Below are 3,751 nucleotides of genomic sequence, written 5' to 3' on the forward strand. Positions count from 1 at the left end.
TGTTTGGGTGGGGTTGTCCGGGAGTGGGTGGCGGCGGATGCTGGAGGGGCAGGGTCGGAGCCGAGGAGGGCGACATGGCTGCCCATACGTTTCGCAAGGGTCGTAAGGAGCGCAGCGGGCGGGCGCGGCAGGTGGCGCCCATGTCTTCTTCTGTGGTGCACGAGGTCTATGCCCCGCATGCGGCCTACGGGTGTCACGAGGCGCACGAGAACTACGCGCCCTACACGCCCCACGAGGACGCCGGGCAGCGGGCGCACAAGGTCGGGCACAAGCTGCTGCACCGGCTGACGCACCCGGTCGAGGCGCAGCTCGACGAGCATCTGCCCGCCGACCACAAGCTGATCACCGTGTACCGGGTCGGCGCCGGGCTGACCGGGCTGTTGCTGGTGGTGTTCGGGGTGCTGGGGCTGATCGACCGCATCGGCTTCTTCGACACCGGCGGCGACACCGTCCTCTCCCTCAACACCAACGGGGCGCTCAGCGTCCTGTCGATCTGTGTCGGGCTGCTGCTGTTCGCGGGGATGGTGATCGGCGGGAACTTCGCGTCGACGTTGAACATCACGCTCGGGTTGGCGTTCATCGCGAGCGGGTTCGTGAACCTGGCGCTGCTGGACACCGAGCTGAACTTCCTCGCCTTCAAGATCCAGAACGTGTTGTTCAGCTTCGTCGTCGGCGTGATGCTGATGTGGTTCGGGATGTACGGGCGGGTGGGCAGCGCCCTGCCCCACGACAATCCGTACTGGAGGGCCCGCCACCCCGAGCAGGCCGCCCGGGAGGACCGGGCCCGGGAGCGGGCGCGGGCACGGCTCCAGGCCCGCCACGGGCTGTAGCTCCCGCCGGCGGCGCCGCCTCGGTAGCCTTGGCCCATGCCCCGTTACGAATTCCGCTGCCGGACCTGCGAGGACACCTTCGTGGTGAGCCGTCCCATGGCCGAGTCGTCCGCTCCCGCCGACTGCCCCGCCGGTCACTCCGACACCGTCAAGCTGCTCTCCGCCGTCGCCGTGGGCGGGACCAGCAGTGCCCCCGCCCGACGGCGCGGGGGCGGGGGCTGCTGCGGCGGCGGGGGCTGCTGCTGATCCGGCCCCAAGGCCGGCACGGCCCGGTCCGCCCCGCCCGCCGGTTCCGTCAGCGCTTGCGCGACAGCGTCAGGCCGTCGGAGATCGCCAGCAGGACGGACTCCATGCGCGGGTCGGCGGCGACGTGGTCGTTGAAGGCGCGCACGGCCGCCGCCGTGCCCGTCGCCGCCTCGTCCACGACCTTCCCGTGGAAGAGGGTGTTGTCGGTGACGACGAGCCCGCCGGGCCGCATCCGCGGGACGAGTTCCTCCCAGTACGCGATCTGGCTCTCCTTGTCGGCGTCGACGTACGCGAGGTCGATGTGCGGATTCCGCGGCATCGCCCGGAGCGTCTCCAGCGCGGGGGCGATCCGCAGGTCGATGCGATCGGCGACGCCGGCTTCCGCCCAGGCCTCGCGCCCGTACGCCGTCCACTCCTCGGAGACGTCGCAGGCGATGAGGGTGCCGTCCTCCGGGAGGGCCTGCGCCATCGCCAGGGTGGAGAAGCCGGTGAAGGTGCCGATCTCCACCACGTGCCGGGCGCCGGTCAGCCGGACCAGGAACGCCAGCAGCGGCCCCTGCTCCTCCGCGGACTGCATGCCGGCGACGTCGGGGAACTCGGCGTAGGTCCGCTCCACCAGCCTCGCGGCGACGGGGTCGAGCGGCGGGTTGTGGTCGAGCATGTACCGGTACAGCTCGTCCGTGATCTTGGTGCTGTTGCCCTTGGTCATGGGGCCAGTGTTGCGGCTCCGGCCGCCTTCCGGGTGAACGCCCGCAGGATTTCCTCGCCGGCCGCGACTCCGCGCTGCGCGAGCGCCGTCACCGTCGGCGCCGTCCAGCCGCAGTCGGCCAGTTCACCGTGGCCGGGCCGCCAGGCGGCGTCCGCCGCGAGCAGCAGGTCGGCGTCCAGCAGGGAGTCTCCGGCGGCGAGGGTGCTGGTCGCGCCGGTGCGGCGGGCGACTTCTCGCATCGCGGCGCTCTTCGTCAGCGGCCGCGGCACCGCGTACACCTTGCGGCCCTGGAGGGAGACGGTCCAGCCGCGGGCCTCGGCCCAGTCGGCCAGCGACTTGATCCACTCGTCGGGGACCTGTTCGCGTTCGACGACGAGGTAGGCGAAGAGGTCCTCCGCGACGCGCGCCTTGCGCAGCCATGCCGGGTCGGCGGCCGCCAGCAGGTGGCCGTGCACCTCCTCCAGCGGCGCGCACTCCTCGGCGAGGCGGGCCGCGACCTGCCGCCGCCAGTCCCGGTCCGGTACGCCGTCCACCAGCAGCTGGCCGCCGTTCGCGCAGATCGCGTACCGGGCCGGGCGGCCGGGGAAGCGGATGCGCTGGTACTGCTTGCGCGTGCGGGTGGTGGTCGGGACGAAGACCACCCCCGGGTCGGCGGTCAGTTCGGCGAGCAGCGCGGCCGCCGCCTCGGTCATGTAGGACAGCGGGCGGCTCTCGTGGACCTCGACGCACAGCAGCCGGGGGGCCGCCGCGTCGGGCATGGTGAGGGCGAGCGCCGCCGTCGAGTAGATGAGGGTGCGGTCGAGGTCGCTGGCTACCAGGACGGTCACTTGGAGGCCACAGCCTTTCCGTCGGCGCCGGTGGCGCCGCGCGTGTATCGGGGGTGGATGAGTCCCACGCACGTGTAGGGCAGTCCGTCGACCTCTTCGACCGGTACGCCGCGCTGCTCGGCGAGCAGCCGTACGTGTGCCAGGTCGGCTCCGGCGCCGCGCCGGGCCAGGATCTTCCAGGGCACGCGCCGCAGCAGGACGCGGGTGGTCTCGCCGACTCCGGGCTTGACCAGGTTCACGTCGTGGATGCCGTACTCCTCGCTGATCCGCTCGACGGCCGCCCAGCCCTCCCAGGTCGGAGTGCGGTCGGCCGCCAGAAGCTCCTTGACGTCGGCGGCGACGGTGTCGGCCACCTCGTCGAAGCGGGCGGCGACGGTGTCGACGAAGTCGGCGGACACGTCGGCCCCGGCGAGTTCGCGGTAGAACTTCGCGCCGTGGAAGTCGCCGGGCCCGACCAGGTCGTCCCGGAGCACGGTACGCGACACCAGGCCGGAGACGGTGGAGTTGAGGCAGGCGGAGGGGATGAGGAAGTCCTCGCGGGTGCCGTACGTGGACACGCACGAGCCGGGGTCGGCGAGGACGACGACGTCCCCGTCGAACTCCGCTGCGCCGGGGCCCTCCTGCTCGCGGTAGGCGCGCAGGGCGGCGGCCAGTTCGCGGGTGATGGCGCCCTTGCCGGTCCAGCCGTCGACGAACACCACGTCGGCCGGGTCGTGCCGGGCGGCCAGCCAGCGCAGCGCGTTGGCGTCGATGCCGCGGCCGCGGACGATGGAGACGGCGTAGTGCGGCAGGTCCAGGCCGTGCCGGGCGGCGGCCCAGCGGCGCATCAGCACGCCGACGGGCGTCCCGGCGCGGGCCAGGGACACGAGGACCGGGGAGGGGGAGCGCTCGGCGAGGACGGTCTCGGTGACGGTGCCGACCGCCCGGGCGATGCGGGCGGCGGAGCCGGCGAGCGCGCTGCGGTACAGCTCCTGGTACTGCGGTGAGGGCTGGTACTCCACCGGCAGGGACTCGGCGTAGTGCGGCAGGTCCAGGCCGTGCCGGGCGGCGGCCCAGCGGCGCATCAGCACGCCGACGGGCGTCCCGGCGCGGGCCAGGGACACGAGGACCGGGGAGGGGGAGCGCTCGGCGAGGACGGT

At 73.1% G+C, this 3,751-nt stretch carries 5 protein-coding genes; 2 read left to right on the top strand and 3 right to left on the bottom strand.

Translation table 11 applies throughout. The annotated features are described in order from the left end of the window. Positions 1-140: 140 nt before the first annotated feature. Both EF903_RS29970 and EF903_RS29975 read left to right on the top strand, forming a co-directional pair. Complete coding sequence (locus EF903_RS29970; protein ID WP_125548141.1) at positions 141-830, top strand: DUF4383 domain-containing protein; 690 nt, start codon at positions 141-143, stop codon at positions 828-830. A 36-nt stretch (positions 831-866) separates the two neighbouring features. Continuing rightward, a complete protein-coding gene (locus tag EF903_RS29975; RefSeq protein WP_125548142.1) occupies positions 867-1,076 on the top strand; it encodes a zinc ribbon domain-containing protein in 210 nt (69 codons plus the stop codon). Between the two features lie 49 nt (positions 1,077-1,125). Here the strand turns inward: EF903_RS29975 and EF903_RS29980 are convergent, their stop codons facing one another. From EF903_RS29980 to EF903_RS29990, 3 genes are all read right to left on the bottom strand, one after another. Next, positions 1,126-1,785 carry an O-methyltransferase gene (locus tag EF903_RS29980; protein ID WP_125548143.1) on the bottom strand — a complete coding sequence of 220 codons (660 nt, stop codon included), beginning with the start codon at positions 1,783-1,785 and terminating at the stop codon, positions 1,126-1,128. Beyond that, entirely contained in the window at positions 1,782-2,612 is an 831-nt protein-coding gene (locus EF903_RS29985) for an HAD family hydrolase (RefSeq protein WP_125548144.1), read from the bottom strand. The genes EF903_RS29980 and EF903_RS29985 overlap by 4 nt, the downstream gene beginning before the upstream one ends. Then, positions 2,609-3,751 (bottom strand): cysteine protease StiP family protein (locus EF903_RS29990; RefSeq protein WP_260616112.1); only part of this gene is annotated, 1,143 nt, incomplete at its 5' end. The genes EF903_RS29990 and EF903_RS29985, both read right to left, overlap by 4 nt.

Origin of the sequence: Streptomyces sp. WAC05292 (assembly GCF_003949955.1) — a bacterium.
In the GTDB taxonomy this organism is placed as follows: Bacteria; Actinomycetota; Actinomycetes; order Streptomycetales; family Streptomycetaceae; genus Streptomyces; species Streptomyces globosus.